This is a genomic window from Clostridium arbusti SL206, assembly GCF_000246895.1.
In the GTDB taxonomy this organism is placed as follows: Bacteria; Bacillota; Clostridia; order Clostridiales; family Clostridiaceae; genus Clostridium_I; species Clostridium_I arbusti.
Genome location: NZ_BAEV01000178.1, coordinates 1 through 2174, shown reverse-complemented (window position 1 = coordinate 2174; position 2174 = coordinate 1). Strand labels below are relative to the sequence as shown.

The 2174-nt window shown below is 29.3% G+C and carries 3 protein-coding genes; 2 read left to right on the top strand and 1 reads right to left on the bottom strand.

Features of this window, described 5'->3' with window-relative positions; translation table 11 throughout:
- Window positions 1–226: AbrB/MazE/SpoVT family DNA-binding domain-containing protein (locus RH99_RS17885; protein ID WP_010241652.1), on the bottom strand; the 226-nt coding region annotated here is incomplete at its 3' end.
- Window positions 227–481: 255 nt separating this feature from the next.
- On the opposite strand from RH99_RS17885, the gene RH99_RS17880 reads away from it, so the two are divergent.
- Together RH99_RS17880 and RH99_RS17875 are read left to right on the top strand one after the other, a co-directional pair.
- The gene (locus RH99_RS17880; protein ID WP_010241651.1) at window positions 482–1417 is read left to right on the top strand and encodes a dipeptidase; all 936 of its coding nucleotides are present in this window, start codon (window positions 482–484) and stop codon (window positions 1415–1417) included.
- Between the two features lie 206 nt (window positions 1418–1623).
- The gene (locus RH99_RS17875) at window positions 1624–2169 is read left to right on the top strand and encodes an NADH peroxidase (RefSeq protein ID WP_010241650.1); all 546 of its coding nucleotides are present in this window, start codon (window positions 1624–1626) and stop codon (window positions 2167–2169) included.
- The last annotated feature ends 5 nt before the right edge of the window (window positions 2170–2174 follow it).

The window sequence follows — 2174 nt, the reverse complement described above, 5'->3', positions numbered from 1 at the left end:
ACACGTAGTAGTTTTTACAGATGTTTTTACCACGGTAATTTGTAACATCTCTTGCATCACCACAGAAAATACAAGCAGGCTGATATTTTTTAAGAATTATGTGCTCTCCCTCTACGTAAATCTCTAGAGCATCCTTTTCAGCTATTTCTAATGTTCTTCTTAATTCTATTGGAATAACTACTCTTCCCAATTCATCTACTTTTCTTACAACTCCTGTTGATTTCATCACAAGATCCTCCTTAAATAACAAAAATCGACTTATTAACTAATTAAATGATATCAAGCATTAAGGAGAAAGTCAAGTCGTTTTTTTGTAAAAATATAAATTAATAATAAATTATTTAGAAATTTATTTATAACATTCGATGAATTTCGACAAAAGTATTACATATTATGTTAATGAAGTCGATAATAAAGATAAAAATTAATTGGTATTAGTGTTATAATATAACAGAAACCTTATAATTTATGGAGGTATATAATGAATGTAATAGATTTTCACTGTGATACTATATCAAAATTGATGGATAGTAGAAAAGAGTGGGAGCTAAAGAAAAATGATTTTAGTGTAGATATTGAAAAATTAAAGCAAGGTAGTAACTTAGCACAGTTTTTTGCACTGTTTTTAAACTTAGAGAATGTGGAAGACCCTTTGGAATATTGCCTTAATATGTTAGATAAGTTTTATATTGAAATGGAAAAAAATAAAGACTCAATAGCTGTTGCAACATCTTATAGTGAATTAATGTATAATAAAAATAGGAATAGACTCTCGGCATTTTTAACTATAGAAGAAGGGGGAGCTTTAAAGGGAAATCTCTATAATTTAAGAAATTTTTATAGACTTGGTGTAAGGCTTATGACTTTGACATGGAATTACCCTAATGAAATAGGATATCCTAATTTTAAAAAGGAGTATATGGGTAAGGGGTTAACTGATTTTGGTCACCAGGTTATAGAAGAAATGAATAGACTCCATATGATTATAGATGTGTCACATCTTTCGGATGCCGGATTCTTTGATGTATTGAGATTATCAAAAAGACCCTTTGTTGCATCTCATTCTAATTCAAGATTTATAACTAATCATCCAAGAAATTTAACTGATACTATGATAAAAGAATTATCAAACAAAGGCGGAATTATGGGTATAAATTTTTATAATAAATTTCTAGGGAAAAATAATGTCAGTAAGATTGAAGATATGATCTATCATATAAAACACATTTGTAATGTTGGAGGCGTAGAAGTTATAGCACTTGGAAGTGATTTTGATGGTATAGATTGCGATGTTGAAATTAAGAATACGGGTGAAATGGGCAAATTAGGTAAAGAACTTATAAAAGTAGGGTTTAGTGAGAGTGATGTAGAAAAAATTTTTTATAAAAATGCACTAAGAGTTATAAGTGATATGTAATGCATAATAGAATTATTATGTTGTGCTATTAATAAGGTAATTATTTAACTAAAACTAAAAATTATAAAAAATTATTTATTTATTATGAAAAACACTTGATTATGAATAATAATTATTATATAATAGTAACTGTTGGTAACGAAGTACCAATGATATAATAAATAATGAAATATAAAATATAAGTGAAATTTTAGGAGGAAGTTATTATGAAAAAATTTGTTTGTTCAGTCTGTGGATATGTATTTGTAGGAGAGGAAGCTCCAGAAAAATGCCCTCAATGTGGTGCGGGAAAGGATAAATTCATAGAAAAAACTGATGATAAAGAAGAATGGGCAGATGAACATAAAATTGGAGTTGCTGCTGGAGTAGATCCTGAAGTAGTAGAAGGCTTAAGAGCTAACTTTACTGGAGAGTGTACAGAAGTAGGAATGTATCTTGCTATGAGTCGTCAAGCAGATAGAGAAGGATATCCTGAAGTAGCAGAAGCTTATAAGAGGATAGCTTTTGAAGAAGCAGAACATGCATCTAAATTTGCAGAACTTCTTGGAGAAGTTGTAGGAGCTGATACTAAGAAGAATCTTGAAGTTAGAGTAGAAGCTGAGTACGGTGCTTGTAAGGGTAAAAAAGAATTAGCAACTTTAGCTAAGAAGCTTAATTATGATGCTATTCATGATACTGTTCATGAAATGTGTAAAGATGAAGCTCGTCATGGAAAAGCTTTCAAAGGATTATTAAATAGATATTTTAAATAGGATAA

Coding starts and splice junctions, on each gene's coding strand:
- RH99_RS17880 (WP_010241651.1), top strand. CDS start 482: ATGAATGTAATAGATTTTCACTGTGATACTATATCAAAATTGATGGAT.
- RH99_RS17875 (WP_010241650.1), top strand. CDS start 1,624: ATGAAAAAATTTGTTTGTTCAGTCTGTGGATATGTATTTGTAGGAGAG.